Here is a 19066-nt window from a genome sequence, read left to right on the forward strand (position 1 = left end):
ATTATTGGTTTTGGCAGGGTTGTGGATAACGTGCTTTGCGCTCCAGGTCGTCGAGGTCGATGTGGTTGCGCATGTATTGCTGACTGGCGTCCACCAGCGGCTGGTGATCCCAGCTCTTCAGCTTGCCGATGGTCAGCGCGTCGGCGACAAAGCGCCGGCGACGCTGGCTTGCGAGCACCTGCTGGTGTATCGCCGGGATGTTCCATTTGGCCCGCGCTTCGGCCAGAAACTCTTCGAACAGTGGCCGATGTTGCGGCGATTGGCTGAGTTCTTCCTGCTCACGCGGGTCGTTGTGTACGTCGAAGAGTAGGCATGGGTCGTCTTCGCTGTAGATGAATTTGTAGGCGCCGCGACGAATCATCATCAAGGGGCTGATGGTGCCCTCGGCCATGTATTCGCCGAAGACTTCGTCGTGACCGCCCTGCCCTTGCAGGTGCGAAACCAGCGAGCGGCCATCCAGTGGCAGGCCCGGCTCCAGCGAGCCACCGGCCAACTCTACAAACGTCGGCAACAGGTCGGCGGTGGATACCGCTGCGCTGACCCGCCCTGCGCCGAACTGTCCCGGCGCACTTATCAACAGGGGAACGCGCGCGGCCATTTCGAACCAGTGCATTTTGTACCAGAGCCCGCGCTCGCCGAGCATATCACCGTGGTCGCCGGAGAAGACGATGATCGTGTCGTTGATCAGCCCCGTTTCTTCGAGTGTTTGCAGGAGTTTGCCGACATTGCTGTCGATATAGCTGCATGCACCAAAGTACGCACGGCGCGCATCCCGGATTTTATCCACAGGCAGCGGTTTGTCCCACAGGTCGTAAACCTTGAGCAAACGCTGGGAGTGCGGATCGAGCTCGGTTTGCGACGGCGTCTGGGGCAACGGGATGTCCGCATCGTCATACATATCCCAGAACGCCTTGGGAATCGTGTACGGATCGTGTGGGTGAGTCATCGACACGGTCAGGCAGAACGGCTGATCGCCATCTTCGCGGATGTGATCGAACAGGTATTGCTGGGCCTTGAACACCACCTCTTCGTCGAAATCCAGTTGATTGGTACGCACGCACGGCCCGGCTTGCAGCACCGACGACATGTTGTGATACCAGGTCGGACGCACGTCCGGTTCATCCCAGTTCACCGCCCAACCGTAGTCGGCCGGGTAAATGTCGCTGGTCAGGCGTTCTTCGTAACCGTGGAGCTGGTCCGGGCCGCAGAAGTGCATTTTGCCGGACAGTGCGGTTCGGTAACCGAGGCGCCGCAGGTAGTGGGCATAGGTCGGTACATCAGCAGGGAAATCCGCCGCGTTGTCATAAGCGCCGATCTTGCTCGGCAACTGACCGCTGACCAGGGTAAAACGCGACGGCGCGCAAAGTGGGCTGTTGCAATAGGCGGCGTCGAACACCACGCCTTCGGCGGCGAGGCGGCTGAGATTGGGGAGTTTGATCGGCGAAGGACCGTAGAACGGCAACATTGGCGCGGCCATCTGATCGGCCATGATGAAAAGAATATTCTTGCGCTTCATGTGATCGCGGCATTCCATAGTGAATATTTATGCGAGAGTGCTGTGATCGAGCATGGAGTCCATGCTCTTTGTGGTAAAGCCCATGCCAGGCAATGACTAGGATAAGCACAGCTTATGTATGACGCTCTGGGTGATTTGTCCCTTGATCTGCTCCGTGCCTTTGAAGCCGCGGCGCGCCAGCGCAGCTTCACCGCTGCCGCGGTTGAACTGGGCACCACGCAACCGGCCATCAGTCAGCAGATCAAACGACTGGAAGATCAGCTCGCCACCCGGCTGTTCGATCGCATTTATCGCGGCATTGAGCTGACCGAGGCTGGGACGATTCTTTTTGAGCAAGTTCAGCTCGGTTTGCAGAATATCGACGCAGGGTTGAGCGCAATCAGTGCACAGCATCAGCATGAAGTATTGCAGGTGGCCACCGATTTCGCCTTCGCCGCCTATTGGCTGATGCCCCGTCTGCACCGCTTTCATGCCGCCAATCCGCAAGTGGACGTCAGCCTGGTCACCAGCGAGCGCAGCCTCAATATGCTGCGCACCGACATTGATGTGGCGGTGCTGTTTGGCGACGGGCGTTTCAAGCAGGGCGAAAGCCACTGGCTGTTCAGCGAAGAAGTGTTTCCGGTGTGCAGTCCGCTGCTGTTGAAGGATCGTGCCCTGCCCTTGCCTGCACAGTCGCTGCTGGAATTTCCGCTGCTGCACCTGCGCGGCGAAAACAGCAGCAACTGGTTCGACTGGAGCGGCGTGTTTCGCGAGTTAGGGATCACGTCGGCGCCAGCGCCCGGACAACTGCGGTTCGACAATTACACCCTGCTGATTCAAGCGGCGATTGGCGGCCAGGGAGTGGCGATTGGCTGGCGGCACCTTGTGGATAACTTGCTCGCGCAAGGTTTGTTGTGTCGACCGATTGCTGACACGGTGATGTCCCGGCTGGGTTATTACGTGGTCCTGCCGCAGCGCAAACGGCGCGGGGCATTGATTCAACAGTTTGTGGACTGGTTAATGGCCGAGCAGGCCAGCAACGCGCAATCGCTCAATGGTCTGCCGTTGCCTTCGATTGCGGTGTGAAAGTTAAAAGATCGCAGCCTTCGGTAGCGCCTACCTGGGAACACATTCCAAGGTAGGCGCTGCCTTCGATTGCGATCTTTTACTGCTATGAAGTCGCGATGAAATTAACGTGTTCGCCAACATGCAGATTCAAGTGCAACTCATCGGCAATCCCCACCGCGACGCGGCTCAACCGCTGAAGGGGTTCGGCCAGCCCTGGTTCCAGGCTGCTGCTGACTTGACTGAAGTGCTCGATTGTCAGCCCGGCAACGCCGCGTGGCGCATTGACCATCGTCCAGTGCAACGCACTGCCTTGCAGCGCCTCGCGGATTTCCTCGGCGGCGTGGCGTTGCAGTTGATCCTCGATCTGCGGATCGTCCAGCACCTCGAAGTCGCCCACCAGAAACAGTCTGGCGATGCCGGCGGCCTCCATGCCATCGACAAGTGCATCGACCGCCAGTACTTGTTCAACCGGACCTAGCAGGATGGATTTTTCTACGTGCTCGCTATTAAACGGTAACCCGGGTGCATCCAGTAGACAGATAACGGCCGAGCAGCCCGCTACGCTTTGCTTGACTCGCTCGGCATCAAACAGATCACCGGTCTTGGTGCGCAGACCGGGGCGTGGTGCCAGCGCCGTCAGGTCGTCGAGAATCGCGATCACTTCATGTTGGCGCCGCAGCATTTCAGCCATCAGCGCACTGCCCAGGCTACTCATGGCACCATACAGCACCACTTTTACCACTGGGGTTTCGGCATTTTTCATGGCTGGACTCCGCACTTTCCTATGTATATGGCGTGTGACCTGCAGGAATCGGTGAGGGTTCGACCGGGTTTCAGAGGGATTCAGATGCAACAGATCAAGGGCTATCACGCCCATGTGTATTTCGATGCCGCCCACATGGATCAGGCGCGCACGTTGTGTGAGCAAGCGGCGCACCTGTTCCCGCTGAAAATGGGCCGCGTGCACGAACGTCCGGTGGGTCCGCACCCGGACTGGAGCTGCCAGTTGGCGTTCGGGCCGGAGCTCATCGGCGACGTGTTGCCGTGGTTGGCCCTCAACCGCAAGGGACTGGTGGTGTTCCTGCACCCGGACACCGGCGACGATCTGCTTGACCACACGGAACATGCAATCTGGATGGGCGCGATCCGGCCACTGGACCTGTCTGTTTTTTGATCACAGGGTTTCTTCGGCTTCACCCGGCAAGTGCTCGTCCAGATGCAGCCACGGCAGACGGCTGTCGGTCCAGATGTGCCGCTCCGCCGGGGCCTGCTCAGGATGATCGAGGGTGGCGATGGTCAGGTCGATGCTCTCGGGACTGAGCTGCGTGACCAACGCAATCTGAGCCCCACAGGTCGGGCAGAAATAGCGTATGCAGCTGGAAGACGAGGCGTACTGCGCCGGTGTGCCTTTCACCCACTCGAAGGCGGACGCGGGCACGGTGATCCAGGTGGTCACGATCCCGCCGCTGACCCTTCGGCAAATCGAGCAGTGACAGTGGGCGATGTCGCGCAAGGGGCCGCTGAATTGATAGCGCAGATGTCCGCAGTGGCAGCCGCCGGTGTGAATGTCGCTCATGACCTTTCCTCCTGTTGCGATATCACGGACGCCATCGCGGGCAGCCCGCTCCACACAGAGAACTCATTTCAATGTGGGAGTGAGACCGGCTTGCTCGCGATGGCCCCAACCCGGTCTCCCTCCCTGCCCCGGCCCGACGACCGGTTGTACATCCCATCAATGCTTTCATCAGCGAAAGCTCGGTGAAAGCTTCCCCGATTAGGATCGCCCCACTACCGGCAACAGACCGGTCGGCCAATGCCAGTGTTTTATCGCTCGCACAGCCCATTTAACAACAACAATGGTGACCCTGATGTCCTTTGCAACCCGCCGCTTCGCTGCAACTCCGCCCGTACGCCTCGTGCTTCCCGTTCTGCGCTGACCCACCCGGTTCGCCCATTCCCTAGCCGCGCTACGCCTGGAGTATTCCCATGCTGACTTTCCTTGGCTTCGCCATGGTCATCACGTTCATGTTCCTGATCATGACCAAGCGCCTGTCCGCGCTGATCGCCCTGATCATCATCCCGATCGTCTTTGCCCTGTTCGGCGGTTTTGCGCCGAAGATCGGCCCGATGATGCTCGAAGGCATCACCAAGCTTGCGCCGACCGGCGTGATGCTGATGTTCGCCATTCTCTACTTCGCCCTGATGATCGACTCCGGCCTGTTCGACCCGGCCGTGCGCAAGATCCTCAAACTGGTCAAGGGCGACCCGCTGAAGGTTTCGGTCGGCACCGCCGTACTGGCGCTCGTCGTTTCCCTCGACGGTGACGGCGCGACCACGTACATGATCTGCGTGGCCGCCATGCTGCCGCTCTACAGCCGCATCGGCATGAGCCCGCGGATCATGGCCGGCCTGATCATCCTCGCCGGTGGCGTGATGAACATGACGCCATGGGGCGGCCCGACTGCCCGTGCGGCCAGTGCGCTGCACGTGGACCCGTCCGACATTTTCGTTCCGATGATTCCGGCGATGGCGTTCGGCGTGGTGGCAATCCTGGCGATTGCCTACTTCTACGGCAAACGCGAGCGTGCGCGTCTGGGTGAACTGCACCTGGTGGGCGATGAAATCGACCACAGTGAAATCAGTGTTTCGCAATTCCCGGATGCCCGTCGTCCGAAGTTGATCTGGTTCAACGGCGCCCTGACCCTGGGCCTGATGTGCACCCTGATCGCCGGTCTGTTGCCGATGCCGGTGTTGTTCATGGTGGCGTTCAGTATCGCGATGATCGTCAACTATCCTTGCCTGCAACAGCAGAAGGATCGCGTCGCGGCTCACGCTGGCAGCGTACTTGCGGTGGTCGGTTTGATCTTCGCGGCGGGCATTTTCACCGGTATCCTGTCGGGCACCGGCATGGTCGATGCGATGTCGAAAAGCCTGCTGGCGGTGATTCCTGATTTCCTCGGCCCGTACCTGGCCGTGATCACCGCGCTGGTGAGCATGCCGTTCACGTTCTTCATGTCGAACGACGCATTTTATTACGGCGTGTTACCAGTACTTGCCGAAGCCGCCAGTCATTACGGTATAACCGCGGTTGAAATGGCACGTGCCTCGATCGTCGGTCAGCCCGTCCACTTGCTGAGCCCGCTGGTACCATCGACCTATTTGTTGGTGGCCCTGGCCGGTATCGACTTCGGTGACCATCAGCGCTTTACCCTGAAATGGGCAGTGCTGGTGTGCATGTGCATACTGGTCGCCGCGTTGCTGATGGGGATCTTTCCGCTGTTCAGCACTCTATAAGCCCAAGACTCACCACAACGGGTCCAGGCTTTGCTGTTTGAAGCCCGGGCCCGTTCTGGTTTAACACTCGCTCAAAGGAATACACATGGAATGGCTGACCAACCCTGAAATCTGGGTTGCCTTCTTTACCCTGACCGCCCTGGAAATCGTCCTGGGTATCGATAACATCATCATGATTTCGATCCTGGTCAGCCGCATGCCCAAACACATGCAGCAGCGCACCCGGATTTTCGGCCTGGCGCTGGCCATGATCACGCGGATTCTGTTGCTGCTGTCGATCACCTGGGTCATGCGCCTCACCGCAGACCTGTTCGAAGTGTTCGGCCAGGGTATTTCCGGACGCGACCTGATCCTGTTCTTCGGTGGTCTGTTCCTGCTGTGGAAGAGCTCGCAAGAGATGTACCACGCGCTGGAAGGTGAAGACGAAACCCATGAAGAGCCTTCGGGCAAGGGCGGCAGCTTCATCTACACCATCATCCAGATCGCGATCATCGACATCGTGTTCTCGCTGGACTCGGTGATCACCGCCGTCGGCATGGTCTCCCACGTTCCGGTCATGGTCGCGGCAATCATCGTGGCTGTGCTGGTGATGATGTGGGCTTCGGGCACCATCAGCGAGTTCATCGACAAGCACCCGTCGCTGAAGATGCTGGCGCTGTCGTTCCTGTTGATCGTCGGTACCGTGCTGATTGCCGAATCCTTGGACGTGCACGTGCCAAAAGGCTACGTCTACTTCGCCATGGCGTTCTCGCTGGCGGTGGAAGCGATTAACATCAAGATGCGCACCGCGATGGCGAAAAAGAAAAAACAGCAGGATCCGGTGAAACTGCGCAAGGACATTCCGGGCCAGTAACACTTGTGGCCGTGAGCTTGTTGTGGCGAGTGGATAAATCCCCTCGCCGCACACGGGCTCTTACAGGAAGTGCGGGGGGACCTTCGGGTCCCTTTTTCTTTGTCCGCATCAAATTGTTTTCATGACAGTTTTGTTTCAATCGCCTCTTTAGCTATGCGATGCTGGCGCCCAGACCGTTAGCCAACTACAGCTTAAGTACACAACGTAGAAAGTCGCGCGGCACCGTCAACTTGCTCCTTTGGGGCGCTACCACCACAGGGGGCCCGTATGCTCACCCTGCTCAATTTGCTTTCTGCCGTGGCCTTGTTGATCTGGGGCACGCACATCGTCCGAACCGGCATTCTGCGGGTCTATGGTTCCAACTTGCGCCATGTGATTGGCCAGAACATGTCCAAGCGCTGGCTGGCATTCATCGCGGGCATTGTCGTGACCGCCATGGTCCAGAGCAGTAACGCCACCGCCATGCTCGTCACGTCCTTTGTCGGCCAGGGCCTGATGGCGCTGATGCCGGCGTTGGCGACCATGCTCGGTGCCGACGTGGGTACGGCGCTGATGGCACGGGTCCTGACCTTCGATTTGTCATGGCTGTCGCCGCTGCTGATTTTCCTCGGGGTGATTTTCTTTCTGTCGCGCAAACAGACGCGGCTCGGGCAGATGGGCCGCGTCAGCATCGGCCTCGGGCTGATCATTCTGGCGCTGCAACTGATTGTCGAAGCGGCTGCGCCGATCACCCATGCCCAAGGGGTCAAAGTGATTTTCGCCTCGCTGACCGGCGACATCCTGCTCGACGCCCTGGTCGGCGCGTTGTTCGCGATGATTTCCTACTCCAGCCTCGCCGCCGTCCTGCTGACCGCGACACTGGCCGGCGCCAGTGTGATCAGCTTGCCCGTGGCCATCGGCCTGGTGATCGGTGCCAACATCGGCAGCGGTATTCTGGCGTTCATGAGCACCAGCATGCAGAACGCCGCGGGCCGTCAGGTGGCGCTCGGGAGCCTGCTGTACAAGCTGATCGGCCTGTTGCTGATCATTCCCGTACTCGACCCGCTCGTGCACTGGATCGACAGTCTGGATTTCAGCCCACAGGAAATGGTCATCGGCTTCCACCTGCTCTACAACACCGTGCGTTGCCTGATCCTGCTGCCAAGCGTCGGGCCGATGGCCAGGCTTTGTGCGTGGCTGCTGCCGGAGCGGCCGGAAACCAACGGCACCGCCAAACCTCGGCACCTTGACCCGACGGCGCTGGTGACCCCCAGCCTGGCGCTCGCCAACGCTGCCCGGGAAACCCTGCGCATTGGCGATCTGATCGACAATATGCTCGAGGCCATGCTCGACGTGCTGCGCGGCAAGCAAACCGCCGTCACCCAGGAAATGCGTCGCCTGACCGATGATGTGGAGTCGCTCTACAGCTCGATCAAGCTTTATCTGGCGCAGATGCCTCGCGAAGACCTTAGTGAACACGACAGTCGGCGCTGGGCGGAAATCATCGAACTGGCGATCAACCTCAAACTCGCCAGCGACCTGATCGAGCGCATGCTGCGCAAAGTGCAGCAACAGAAAACCTCGCAGCGCCGGTCTTTTTCTGAGGTCGGTCTGGACGAATTGGCGGGGCTGCACAGTCAGCTGATTTCCAATTTGCGCCTGGGATTGTCGGTGTTCCTCAGCGCCGACAAGGAAAGTGCCCGTCAGTTGCTGCGGGAGAAACGTCGCTTTCGCGCACAGGAACGCCGCCTGGCCCATGCTCATGTCAGCCGGTTGCAACGCAAGATCGTGCAGAGTATCGAGACCAGCTCGCTGCACCTGGAGCTGATTGCCGACATGAAGCGCCTGAATTCATTGTTCTGCAGCAGTGCGTATGTGGTGCTGGAAACGTCTGACACCGGCGCGCTCATCGTCGATGATTTGTCTGACATCACGCATTCGCCTTGAACGTCTGGCAGTGTGGTCAGTCAGTTACAGTGGTTCAGCCTCAAGACCGTCTTCGCGGGCGAGCCCGCTCCCACAGGTGATCCGGGTCGGACATAATCCCAGTTACACAAAGATCACTGTGGGAGCGGGCTTGCCCGCGATAGCGGCCTAAAGGACGACACGGATCTTCGATTGATTGCCTGGAAGCTTGCTATGCGTTGTCTGTTGTTCGCCTGCCTGTTGCTCGGATCGCTGCCCTCGTTTGCCCTGGATCGTTTTCAGGTCGAGGGCTATACGCTGCCCAATGGCCTGCAAATGCTGCTCAAACCCGGCACCGAACGCGGGCATGTAGCGATTCGACTGGTGGTCGGCGTCGGTATCGATGATTTCAGCTGCGCCGAAAAAGAACTGCCGCATCTGCTCGAACACCTGCTGTTCAGCGGCATCGATGCCACCGGCGAAGGCGGTCTTGAAGAACGCATGCAGACGCTCGGCGGTGAGTGGAACGCTTACACCAGCAACGCCGACACCACATTTGTCATCGAAGCGCCGGCGAAAAACCAGCGCAAGGTCCTCGACCTGCTGCTGGCTCTTCTGACCCAGACCCGAATCGACGACAACGCCATCAACGCCGCCAAACAGGTAGTCGAGCGCGAGGACGGCGGTCATTACTCACACTTGCAACGCTGGCTGGATCGTCAGGATCTGGGCCACACGGCGAGCAATCAACTGGCGGTGGAACTGGGGCTCAAGTGCCCGGAGCGGGCCGAGGTCGATAACCTGACCCGCGAACAACTGGAGACGGTACGCAAGGCCTGGTACGCGCCGAACAACATGACACTGATCATGGTCGGCGACCTCGACCGCTTGCTGCCGGCTTATCTGGAACGGGCCTGGGGCGCACTTCAGGCCGTTGACCCGAGCGAGCATCCGCCACTGCCGCAAATCCAGGCCAGCGCGGCCCATGAGCGCACGTTGAGTCACGGCTTTGTCGGCGGCGGAGCGAAGTTGCACTGGCTGGTGCCGGAGCCGGTGCTGGAAGACCAGCATGACGAAACCTTCGACCTGCTCAAGGACTATCTGGACTGGGCGCTCTATCGCCAGCTGCGTCTGGCGCACAGTTTGTCCTACGGCCCCTCGGCCGAACGCGAGGTGTTTGGCGGCGTGGGTTTCATGAGCCTCAACGCCGACCTTGAGCGCGACGATGTGCCCGAGGCCGAGCAAGTCCTGGATGAATTGAAGGCTGACTTGCTCAAGAACGGACTGGACGTCGACACCTTCAACCGCCTCAAGCAGGCCGCCATCGCTCGCCAGGCCTGGGCCGTGCAAGGCAACAGCGCACTGGCCGACTACTACTGGAGCGCGCTGGGAGACTACGAGGAAGGTCGTTTCGCTAACCCGGCCAGAGAACTGCAGGGCGTGACGCTGGCAGAGGCCAACAAGGCCATGCGTGAGTTGCTGTTGCAACCGGGTTATCTGCGGATCGAGAAGCCGTTGATGAGTTATGACCAGGTGATGTGGGTGGTCGCGGGGGGATTGGGGCTGCTGGTGTTCGGGTTATTGGCCTGGCGTGTTTATCGCAGAAAGTAACGGTTCCCCTGTGGCGAGGGAGCTTGCTCCCGTTCGGCTGCGCAGCCGCCGCCTGCGTATCAGTTGAAAGAATGCGGTTTTCCGGTTTTGGGGGCGCTTCGCACCCAAGCGGGAGCAAGCTCCCCCGTCACAGTGCCGTGTTGGGTCAAACGGACGTATCCCCCTCGCCACACTGCCCCACGGGCGGTAACCTGTCGGGGATTTTTCCCACGACTACTGTGAATCGCCGAATGCCTACCCTGACCTTGTTCGTACAGCGCATCCTCGAACTGATGAAGCGCTACCCAGGGGTCATTGCGCTTGGCGGTTTCATCTCCGGGGTCGGCAGCTTCATGCTGGTCGATCGCCAGCAGGGCCTGGCGACCTGGATCACCATTATCATGGTGCTCAGCTGGATCTGGCTGATGCTGGAAAACAGCCTCACCAAGCTCTTCACCCGAATCTTCAAGCGCGAAATCCCCCAGCCGCTGCTGCGCTACGCCACGCAGATGATCCATCAGGAAAGTCTGTTTTTCGTTCTGCCTTTCTTTTTCATCACCACCACCTGGAACAGCGGCCAGTTTTTTTTCACCGGGCTGCTGTGCATCGCCGCGCTGATTTCCATTACCGACCCGCTCTACTACAAATGGCTGGCGCCCCGGCGCTGGGCGTTTCTGGCGCTGCACACCCTGACGCTGTTTGCCGCGCTGCTGACGGCCCTGCCCGTCATCCTGCACCTGACCACGTCCCAGAGTTTCAAACTGGCCCTGGGCACAGCCGTCGTCCTGTCGTTCCCGAGCCTGGCGTCGATCTTCCCGATCCGGACGGTGCGCAACGCGCTGGCCATTCTGAGCATCACCGTCGGCATCGGCGGCGTGGGTTGGGTGTTGCGCTCATGGGTGCCGCCGGCCACGCTATGGATGACCGATGTCGCGATCAGCACCCAGATGCAGGACCGCACGCCAGGCAAAAGCCTGGAAGAAGTCAGCGCCGAGCAGATTCGTGGCGACGGTCTTTACGCCTACACGGCGATCAACGCGCCGCGCGGTCTGGACGAGCGGATTTACCATGTCTGGCAGTTCAACGGCAAGGAAGTCGATCGCATCGCACTGGACATCCATGGCGGGCGCAAGGAAGGCTATCGCGCCTGGACCCACAAGCAGAACTTCCCCGGTAACCCGGCGGGCAAGTGGCAGGTTCGGGTGCTGACCGAGGACGGTCAGTTGATCGGTGTGTTGCGCTTCAAGATCACGGACAGCACACCGATCAAAGAAAAGTAATGCGGTTCGTGCTATTACGTAACTCTGCGTAATAGCCGAACAAGCACGGAGCTTATGACCAGCAGCACAATGCCCGGCGGTGCCTCACTGGACACCTCGCACACCCCTGCGCAATTGCACGTCACGGGTGACTGGACGCTTGCCCATTACGCTGACCTCAAGAGTTTGAGCGAAAAGCTCCGCGGGCAATACGACGACAGCACCCACATCGACCTCAACAGCCTCGGCGCGCTCGACACCGCCGGCGCATCGTTGTTGGTGGAGTTGCTCGGGTCGGACCGCCTGGGCAAATCCGCCGAACATCCCGACTGCACGTTGTCCGTCGCCGATCGTGCCCTGTTGCAGACTGTTTATTGCTCGATGACCGACTTCTGCGTGCCGATCAAGGAGCCGGAAATCGGCGTCGGCATTCAGCTGCTGACGCGCATTGGCCGCGCGGTAGACGCCATCTGGCAAGACACCTTGCAACTGCTGGGCTTCGTCGGCCTGATCCTGGAAACCATCGCCCGCAACCTGTTGCGCCCCAAACGCTGGCGCATCACGCCAATGATTGCGCACATCGAACAGACAGGCCTCGACGCCGCCCCCATCGTTGCCTTGCTGACGTTTCTGGTGGGCGCCGTCGTCGCGTTTCTCGGGGCGACGGTGCTGAAGAGTTTCGGTGCGAGCATCTTCACCGTGGACCTGGTGGCGTTCTCCTTTCTGCGGGAATTCGGCGTGCTGCTCACCGCCATCCTGATGGCCGGTCGAACCGCAAGTGCCTTCACCGCGCAGATCGGCTCGATGAAGGCCAACGAAGAGATCGATGCCATTCGCACCTTGGGCCTCGATCCGATGGAGTTGCTGGTGGTGCCGCGCGTGCTCGCGCTGCTGGTGGCGCTGCCGATGCTGACCTTTCTGGCGATGCTCTCGGGGATTGTCGGCGGCGGTGTGGTGTGCGCCGTGGCGCTGGATATCTCGCCGGCCATGTTCCTCTCGCTGCTGCAAACCGACATCGGCGTTCAGCATTTTCTGGTCGGTCTCGTCAAAGCGCCAATCTTTGCGTTCCTCATCGCCGCCATTGGTTGCCTTGAGGGCTTCAAGGTCAGCGGCAGTGCTGAATCTGTGGGTGCGCACACCACGTCGAGTGTGGTGCAGTCGATTTTCGTGGTGATCGTGCTCGACGCCGTGGCCGCGCTGTTTTTCATGGAGATGGGCTGGTGAGTCGTCTACCCCGAGCGCCCTCCGAGGCGGTGATCGAAGTCCGAGGGCTGTGCAATCGCTTTGGCCGTCAGAGCGTGCACGAGAACCTCGACCTGGATCTGTACAAGGGCGAAATCCTGGCCGTGGTCGGAGGTTCCGGCAGCGGTAAATCGGTACTGTTGCGCAGCATTGTCGGCTTGCGCCAGCCCAGCGAAGGGGTGGTGAAGGTGTTCGGCAAGAACCTTCCGACGCTGTCCGAACACGAGCGTTCGATGGTCGAGCGGCGCTTCGGTGTACTGTTCCAGAAAGGCGCCCTGTTCTCTTCGCTGACCGTGACCGAAAACGTCGCCCTGCCGCTGATCGAACACGCGGGCCTGAGCCGCAACGATGCCGAACACCTGGCGGCGGTCAAACTGGCGTTGGCCGGGTTGCCGCTTTCGGCCGCTGACAAGTACCCCGCTTCGCTGTCCGGCGGGATGATCAAGCGCGCGGCACTGGCCCGGGCGTTGGCACTGGACCCGGACATCCTGTTTCTCGACGAACCCACCGCCGGCCTCGACCCGATCGGCGCGGCGGCCTTCGATCAGTTGATCCTGACCCTGCGCGATGCGCTGGGTTTGAGTGTGTTTCTGGTGACCCATGACCTCGACACGCTCTACACCATCACCGATCGGGTGGCGGTGCTGGCGCAGAAGAAAGTGCTGGTGGCGGACGCCATCGACAAGGTCTCGGAAACCGACGACCCGTGGATTCACGAATACTTCCATGGCCCTCGCGGCCGCGCGGCGCTGACGGCCGCCCAACAGTTGAATGAGGTCTGACATGGAAACCCGAGCCCATCATGTATTGATTGGCCTGTTCACCGTGATTGTGGTGGCGGGCGCCCTGCTCTTTGGCTTGTGGCTGGCCAAGTCCAGCGTCGACACCGAGTTCAAGGATTACGAAATCGTCTTCAACGAGGCGGTCAGCGGCCTGTCCAAGGGCAGCGCGGTGCAGTACAGCGGGATCAAGGTCGGCGACGTGGTGACGTTGCGCCTGGACCCGAAAGACCCGCGCCGGGTGTTGGCCCGGATTCGCCTGGGCGGTGATACGCCGATCAAGGAAGACACCCAGGCCAAACTGGCGCTGACCGGGATCACCGGAACGTCGATTATCCAGCTCAGTGGCGGTACGCCGCAAAGCCCGACGCTCAAGGGCAAGGGCGGTGATCTGCCGACGATCGTCGCATCGCCCTCACCTATCGCCCGGCTGCTCAACGACAGCAACGATTTGATGGCTGGCGTGAACGTCTTGATGCACAACGCCAATCAGATGTTTTCCGCGGAGAACGTCGAGCGCATCAGCAAGACCCTCGAACACCTGGAACAAACCACCGGCACCATCGCCGATCAGCGCGGCGACATCCGTCAGGCAATGCAGCAACTGGCGTCGGTCGGCAAGCAGGCCGGTGCGATGCTGGAGCAGACGTCGGCGCTGATGCGCAACGCCAACGGTTTGCTCAACGATCAAGGCAAGCAGATGTTCGGCAGCGCCGAGCAGGCGATGAAGTCGCTGGAGCAAAGCAGCGCGACGATCAATACGTTGCTGACCCGGAATCAGGATTCCCTCAACAGCGGCATGCAAGGCCTCAACGGACTGGCTCCGGCGGTGCGCGAGTTGCGCGATACCTTGACGTCGTTGCGGGCGATTTCCCAGCGTCTGGAAGCCAACCCCAGCGGTTATCTGCTGGGCAATGACAAGAACAAGGAGTTCACGCCATGAAGTTGACTCACATCGCCCTCCTCGGCGCTTTTGCGCTGACCAGCGCCTGCTCGATCCTTCCCACGTCCGAGCCGTCTGATGTGTATCGGTTGCCTTCGGCCCAGAGCGTTTCTCCCAGCCACGGCACGCCGCAGCGCTGGTCCCTGCGCCTGACCAAACTGCAGGCCAGCGAGGCGTTGAACAGTCCGCAGATTGCCGTGATTCCTCAAGGCGACCTGATCAGCAGCTACAAGGCTTCCCGCTGGAGCGACCCGGCGCCGGTACTGCTGCGCAATCGACTGCTGGATGGTTTTCAGCGTGACGGTCGGGTGGCGTTGCTGAGCACCGACGACAGCAATTTCCAGGCGGACCTGGAGTTGGGCGGGAGTTTGCAGGCGTTCCAGACTGAATACCAAGGCACCACGGCGAGTGTCGTAGTGCGTCTGGATGCGTTGTTGGTGCGCGGTTATGACCAGCGCATCCTCGCCAGCCGCCGCTTTGAAGTGCGTCAGCCGCTGAGCGATGTGAAGGTGCCGGCGGTGGTGGCCGGGTTTGGCCAGGCGAGTGATCAGTTGACGGCACAAGTCGTCAGCTGGGCGGTGGAGCAAGGACAGAAAGTCGCGCCGCCTCCCCGCCCTTGAATACACTCAGGGCCTTTGTGGCGAGGGAGCAAGCTCCCTCACCACACAAGCCCGCTCCCACAAGGGATGTGTGCTTAACCGAAGAACCAGTAGCAAACCCCGATTGCGCCCAGCACCCCGGCGAACTCCGCCAGCAATGCACACCCCACCGCATGCCGTGCCCGCTGGATCCCCACGGCGCCGAAATACACCGCCAGCACATAAAACGTCGTTTCCGTACTGCCCTGAACCGTCGCCGCGACCAACGCCGGGAAGCTGTCTACCCCGGACGTCTTCATGGTTTCGATCAACATCGCCCGGGCCGCGCTGCCTGAGAACGGCTTGACCATCGCCGTCGGCAACGCATCGACGAAGCGCGTGTCCCAACCGGCCCACTCCACCAGATGACGAATCCCGTCGAGACCAAAGTCCAGCGCCCCGGACGCGCGCAGCACGCCCACCGCGCACAGCATCGCCACCAGGTACGGCAGCAGATTCCTGGCCACGTCGAAGCCTTCTTTCGCACCTTCGACGAACGCCTCGTAAACCTTCACCTTGCGCAGCGCGCCGATCACCAGGAACAGCATGATCAGCCCGAACAGCGTCACGTTGCCGAGGATCGAGGACAAGCCGGCCAGAGCGGTCGCCGAGAGCGTACCCAGCAACGCCATGAAGCCGCCGAGGGCGAGGGCGCCGGGGATCAGATAGGCGAGCACCACCGGGTCCCACAGGCGCAGGCGCTGCATGAACGCCACCGACAGCAATCCCACCAGCGTCGAACAACTGGTGGCGAGCAGGATCGGCAGGAACACCAGCGTCGGATCCGGCGCGCCTTGCTGGGCGCGGTACATGAAGATCGTCACCGGCAGCAGGGTCAGGGAGGAGGCATTGAGTACCAGGAACAGGATCTGCGCGTTGCTGGCAATGGTGTCGCTGGGGTTGAGCTCTTGCAGCGCCTTCATGGCTTTAAGGCCGATCGGGGTGGCGGCGTTGTCCAGGCCCAGGCCGTTGGCGGCGAAGTTCAGGGTGATCAGGCCGATGGCCGGATGACCGGCCGGCACTTCCGGCATCAGGCGCAGGAACAACGGGCCCAGCGCCTTCGCCAGCCATTCGACGATCCCGGCCTTCTCGGCGATGCGCAGAAAACCCAGCCAGAGGGTCAGGGTGCCGAACAGCAGGACCATGACCTCGACCGACAACTTGGCCATGGCGAAAATGCTTTCCACCATCGCCGCGAAGATCCCGGCGTTACCCCCGATCAGCCATTGCGCCAACGCCGAAACGGCCGCCACGATGAAGAAGCCAAGCCACAGGCCATTGAGCATCAGTTGAATCCCCCGAAGAATGTGGCGAATGATAGCGGGGTCACCAGAAACGACAAACCCCGGATTTCTCCGGGGTCTGTTCGTGCGGCTTGCTCAGGTCACTGTGGGAGCCAGCCTGCTGGCGATAAGGCCGGCACGTTCAACATCTCTGTTGTTTGATGCACCGCTTTCGCCGACGGCCTGGCTCCTACATAAAAGCCAGACTCCACAGGGGTCAGCTATCAGTTGCCGGAGGTTTCACCGGCAGGCAGTTTTTCCTTGCTGCGCCAGTGCGGCAGCGAGTTCCAGTAGCGCTGCCCTTTGGCATCGTCGTACATGCCTTCCCAGCGGGAGATGACCAATACAGCCAGGGCGTTGCCGATCACGTTCAGTGCGGTACGTGCCATGTCCATGATGCGGTCGACACCGGCGATGAACGCCAGGCCTTCCAGCGGAATACCCACGCTGCCCAGGGTCGCCAGCAGCACCACGAAGGACACACCCGGAACACCGGCGATGCCTTTGGAGGTGACCATCAGCGTCAGCACCAGCAGCAATTGCTGGCTGATCGACAGGTCGATGCCGTAGAGCTGGGCAATGAAGATTGCCGCGATGCTCTGATAAAGCGTCGAACCGTCGAGGTTGAACGAGTAACCGGTCGGCACCACGAAGCTGCAAATGGCTTTCGGCGCGCCGTAGGCTTCCATCTTCTCGATCACACGCGGCAGCACGGTTTCGGAGGAGGCGGTGGAGTAGGCCAGCACCAGCTCATCCTTGAAGATGCGCATCAGTTTGATCACCGAGAAGCCGAACAGGCGAGCGATCAGGCCCAGCACCATGAAGGCGAAGAAGGCGATAGCGAAGTAAACCAGGATCACCAGTTTGGCCAGCGGCAGCAGGGAAGCGAAGCCGAAGTTGGCGACGGTCACTGCGATCAGTGCGAAAACGCCGATCGGGGCGTAGTTCATGATCATGTGGGTGACCTTGAACATGCTTTCCGAAACGCCCTGGAACATTGTCACCAGCGGGTCGCGCAACTCGGGCTTGAGACTCGACAGACCGAGGCCGAACAGCACGGAGAAGAAGATGATCGGCAGCATTTCACCGCGAGCGATGGCGGCGAAGATGTTCGACGGGATCAGGTTGAGGATGGTTTCGATGAACGCGTGTTCATGCTGTACCTCGGCCGCCGTGGCCTGATACTTGGAAATATCCACGGTACCGAGGGTGCTCATGTCGATGCCGGCGCCCGGATGGAACACATTGGCCAACACCAGACCGACAACGATAGCGATCGTGGTAACGATCTCGAAGTAGATGATGGTCTTCAGGCCGATGCTGCCGAGTTTCTTCGCGTCACCGACACCCGCGATACCGACGATCAGCGAGGAGATCACGATCGGGATCACAATCATCTTGATCAGACGGATAAAGATATCGCCTGCCGGTTGCAGGACGTTGCCAATCCACCAGGCCTTCTCGGCACTGAAATGGTTAAGCAGCGCACCGATTGCAATCCCCAATACCAGACCGATGAGGATCTGCCAGGCGAGGCTGAGCTTTGCCTTCTTCATATCTTTACCCTTACTTGCGTTTGACTCGGGCAGATGCAAGAACTGGAACGCTTGTGGCGAAAAAGTCTTGAGCATCTGCCCCCGTATAAGGTGCCCCGGAGCGATTATTCATGGCTCTCTGGCAGGCGAAAAAAGGCGCAACTATTCCGATGCAAGGAAGCGACGTCTAATGCCGTAAACGCCTACCCTATGCCGAATCGGCATGAGGTTTTTTTACTGAAACCGACGTCGCAAACGGTTCGAATGTGACATTTCGGCAGGCATAAGTGCCGTGAACCGGCCATTTCCGGGCAGGGTGGGTGTTTTTTGATCATTTTTGCGGGAGGGGTATTTCAGAAAAATCCGACCATGAGAGGCGAGAAATCGCTTCAAAATCAGGTGGTTTTTTCTCGATGTACGGTCACGCAAGAAACACCGGGAAATTATTCTCCGGTGATCATTTGTGGGAACAGAGCGTTCTGTAGCGAAACCGAGTGGTTCGCTGTGTTTCAACACATTGCGCGCATAAGCTCTCCGCAAGTCCGTCGCCCCATCACGGGACGGCGAACTTGCGTCGCAGCTTTTACCTGACCCGGCCCTTGCGCAGGCACTCCCTGTACCCGTAGGTCACTCCGCCCCTGAAACAGGCAGAACGTCCCGACCCCTTGGTCATGCGACTACCTTCCTCAGGCAGCGCATTGGAAAGAAACAATGCTGCTTCTTTCTTGTGACAAATTCAGTACCAGTTCGGATCTTTCTTCAGTTGTTCCATCAACAGATCCTGCATGCCCTGGTCAGGCTTGCCCAGGAAGCGGTAATCGGCATGCCGCGTGGGCGACTTGTCGGCCGGCAACCCTGCAGGCACTTCGACCAGCATGGCGTAGGCATCCTTCTTGTCGAAGCTGACGGCAACGATCAGGCGTTTGTTGAGGCATGTGTCATGCGTTTCGCAGAGCGGCCCCACCAGATACTTGTCGCCATCTTCTTCCACCGCATTCATTTGCTCGGCGTCACCGGACAGATTCATCACCCATTCCGGCAGGCGTTCTTCCTTCTTCACCACGCCTTGCCAAGTGTCATGAAACTGCGGGTCTGCGCTTAACAACTCGTTGACCCGCGCCTGGCCGTCATTGGCCGCCATCACGGTGGCACTGCCGCCCAGAAGCAGGGCGGCTGCCAACGTTTTCAGTAAAACGCTCATCT

The 19066-nt window shown here is 60.1% G+C and carries 17 protein-coding genes; 11 read left to right on the forward strand and 6 right to left on the reverse strand.

The features are described from left to right. Window position 1 precedes the first annotated feature (1 nt). A complete protein-coding gene (gene betC / locus ACM6I5_RS23835; protein ID WP_414884826.1) occupies window positions 2–1516 on the reverse strand; it encodes a choline-sulfatase in 1515 nt (504 codons plus the stop codon). Window positions 1517–1630: 114 nt separating this feature from the next. Between betC and ACM6I5_RS23840 the strand changes: the two genes are divergently transcribed. Further along, window positions 1631–2581 carry a choline sulfate utilization transcriptional regulator gene (locus ACM6I5_RS23840; protein ID WP_017341732.1) on the forward strand — a complete coding sequence of 317 codons (951 nt, stop codon included), beginning with the start codon at window positions 1631–1633 and terminating at the stop codon, window positions 2579–2581. Window positions 2582–2666: 85 nt separating this feature from the next. On the opposite strand, the gene ACM6I5_RS23845 is transcribed toward ACM6I5_RS23840, so the two are convergent. Further along, window positions 2667–3326, reverse strand: coding sequence for an NAD(P)-dependent oxidoreductase (locus ACM6I5_RS23845; protein WP_414880293.1), 660 nt, complete (start codon window positions 3324–3326; stop codon window positions 2667–2669). Between the two features lie 84 nt (window positions 3327–3410). Here ACM6I5_RS23845 and ACM6I5_RS23850 point away from each other — a divergent pair, with 84 nt between their 5' ends. Next, on the forward strand, window positions 3411–3737 hold the full coding sequence (locus ACM6I5_RS23850) for a DOPA 4,5-dioxygenase family protein (RefSeq protein WP_414884827.1): 327 nt from the start codon (window positions 3411–3413) through the stop codon (window positions 3735–3737). Here ACM6I5_RS23850 and ACM6I5_RS23855 read toward each other — a convergent pair whose 3' ends face one another. Next, the gene (locus ACM6I5_RS23855; RefSeq protein ID WP_017341735.1) at window positions 3738–4139 is read right to left on the reverse strand and encodes a GFA family protein; all 402 of its coding nucleotides are present in this window, start codon (window positions 4137–4139) and stop codon (window positions 3738–3740) included. Between the two features lie 410 nt (window positions 4140–4549). Here ACM6I5_RS23855 and ACM6I5_RS23860 point away from each other — a divergent pair, with 410 nt between their 5' ends. From ACM6I5_RS23860 to ACM6I5_RS23900, 9 genes are all read left to right on the forward strand, one after another. Beyond that, a complete protein-coding gene (locus ACM6I5_RS23860; protein WP_017341736.1) occupies window positions 4550–5857 on the forward strand; it encodes a CitMHS family transporter in 1308 nt (435 codons plus the stop codon). An 85-nt stretch (window positions 5858–5942) separates the two neighbouring features. Further along, window positions 5943–6710, forward strand: a complete 768-nt coding sequence (locus ACM6I5_RS23865) for a TerC family protein (RefSeq protein ID WP_017341737.1) — start codon at window positions 5943–5945, stop codon at window positions 6708–6710. A gap of 267 nt (window positions 6711–6977) precedes the next feature. Then, a complete protein-coding gene (locus ACM6I5_RS23870) occupies window positions 6978–8636 on the forward strand; it encodes a Na/Pi cotransporter family protein (protein ID WP_017341738.1) in 1659 nt (552 codons plus the stop codon). 192 nt (window positions 8637–8828) lie between these two features. Next, a complete protein-coding gene (locus ACM6I5_RS23875; RefSeq protein ID WP_017341739.1) occupies window positions 8829–10205 on the forward strand; it encodes a M16 family metallopeptidase in 1377 nt (458 codons plus the stop codon). A 230-nt stretch (window positions 10206–10435) separates the two neighbouring features. Then, on the forward strand, window positions 10436–11464 hold the full coding sequence (locus tag ACM6I5_RS23880) for a DUF5924 family protein (RefSeq protein ID WP_017341740.1): 1029 nt from the start codon (window positions 10436–10438) through the stop codon (window positions 11462–11464). A gap of 54 nt (window positions 11465–11518) precedes the next feature. Then, complete coding sequence (locus ACM6I5_RS23885; RefSeq protein WP_414884828.1) at window positions 11519–12667, forward strand: MlaE family lipid ABC transporter permease subunit; 1149 nt, start codon at window positions 11519–11521, stop codon at window positions 12665–12667. Further along, a complete protein-coding gene (locus tag ACM6I5_RS23890; protein WP_017341742.1) occupies window positions 12664–13467 on the forward strand; it encodes an ABC transporter ATP-binding protein in 804 nt (267 codons plus the stop codon). Before ACM6I5_RS23885 ends, ACM6I5_RS23890 begins: the two co-directional genes overlap by 4 nt. 1 nt (window position 13468) lies before the next feature. Continuing rightward, on the forward strand, window positions 13469–14407 hold the full coding sequence (locus ACM6I5_RS23895; RefSeq protein WP_017341743.1) for an MlaD family protein: 939 nt from the start codon (window positions 13469–13471) through the stop codon (window positions 14405–14407). Further along, the gene (locus tag ACM6I5_RS23900) at window positions 14404–15027 is read left to right on the forward strand and encodes an ABC-type transport auxiliary lipoprotein family protein (protein ID WP_414884829.1); all 624 of its coding nucleotides are present in this window, start codon (window positions 14404–14406) and stop codon (window positions 15025–15027) included. Before ACM6I5_RS23895 ends, ACM6I5_RS23900 begins: the two co-directional genes overlap by 4 nt. Before the next feature lie 74 nt (window positions 15028–15101). Here the strand turns inward: ACM6I5_RS23900 and ACM6I5_RS23905 are convergent, their stop codons facing one another. From ACM6I5_RS23905 to ACM6I5_RS23915, 3 genes are all read right to left on the reverse strand, one after another. Next, window positions 15102–16331, reverse strand: coding sequence for a nucleoside recognition domain-containing protein (locus ACM6I5_RS23905; RefSeq protein WP_017341745.1), 1230 nt, complete (start codon window positions 16329–16331; stop codon window positions 15102–15104). 221 nt (window positions 16332–16552) lie between these two features. Beyond that, window positions 16553–17884 carry a glutamate/aspartate:proton symporter GltP gene (gltP, locus tag ACM6I5_RS23910; RefSeq protein ID WP_414884830.1) on the reverse strand — a complete coding sequence of 444 codons (1332 nt, stop codon included), beginning with the start codon at window positions 17882–17884 and terminating at the stop codon, window positions 16553–16555. A gap of 715 nt (window positions 17885–18599) precedes the next feature. Next, a complete protein-coding gene (locus ACM6I5_RS23915) occupies window positions 18600–19064 on the reverse strand; it encodes an inhibitor of vertebrate lysozyme family protein (RefSeq protein WP_414884831.1) in 465 nt (154 codons plus the stop codon). Window positions 19065–19066 lie beyond the last annotated feature (2 nt).

It is taken from the genome of Pseudomonas sp. IT-P171, assembly GCF_949767765.1.
GTDB lineage: Bacteria > Pseudomonadota > Gammaproteobacteria > Pseudomonadales > Pseudomonadaceae > Aquipseudomonas > Aquipseudomonas fluorescens_B.